The sequence below is a fragment of the Streptomyces sp. CBMA156 genome, assembly GCF_014596515.1.
In the GTDB taxonomy this organism is placed as follows: Bacteria; Actinomycetota; Actinomycetes; order Streptomycetales; family Streptomycetaceae; genus Kitasatospora.
On the sequence record NZ_MSJQ01000127.1, the window covers coordinates 1 to 830 of the forward strand.

Consider the following 830-nt stretch of genomic DNA (forward strand, 5'->3'; position numbering starts at 1 on the left):
CCTGGCGGACGGCGGGGCGGACGGGGGCGGGGTGGACGTGCCCTTGCCGCCGGGGGTGCCGGACGGGCTGCCGGACGGCCAGACCGGGGTGCCGTAGTCGGTGGCCGGACGGTCCGGTTCCTGGTGCGCCCGGGCGCCGGTGCGGACGGCGGCGCCGAGCATCGAGCCGAGCAGCAGGGTCAGGCCGACCACCACCGTGGTGACCACGGCGCCCCGGCGCAGCACCCGGCGGCGCAGCGCCCCGGGCGCGTCCGCGCCGAACCGGCGCCAGGCCTCCAGGTTGAGCCGCCCGTCCAGCGAGGCGAACGGCGCCCCGGCGATCAGCAGCGGGCTCCACGCCGCGAGGAAGATCAGGTCCGGGGTGTCGTAGACCGGGACGGCCCGCCAGCTGACGGTGAACAGCAGCACGGCGGAGAGCGCCATCGCCGCACCGGCGGCGAGCCGCTGCCAGAGGCCGAGGATGGTCAGCACGCCGACCACGATCTCGACGAACGCCACCATCAGCCCGGCGCCCACCGGGTGCGCCATGGCGAAGGCCAGCAGCGGCTCGGCGACCTTCCACGGGTGCAGCGAGGAGAGCCAGCGCATCATCGAGCCGCGCTCGCCGCCGTCGAAGTACACCGGGTCGCACAGCTTGCTGAACCCGGCGTAGACCGAGAGCGAGCCGAGCACGGCGCGCAGCGGCAGCAGCACCAGGCCGAGGTCGACCCGGCGGCCCGGGTACCAGGGCTGCCGGCCCTCGGCGTCGGCGGCGGAGACCTCGGGCAGTTCGCCGCTCGGGGTCCAGCCGTGCGGCTCGCCGACCGGCCCGACGCCCGCGTCGACGGCGG

The 830-nt window shown here is 77.0% G+C and carries 1 protein-coding gene; it reads right to left on the minus strand.

The window, feature by feature from the left end; translation table 11 throughout:
* Positions 1-830 (minus strand): DoxX family membrane protein (locus BU198_RS10680; RefSeq protein WP_188296596.1); only part of this gene is annotated, 830 nt, incomplete at both ends.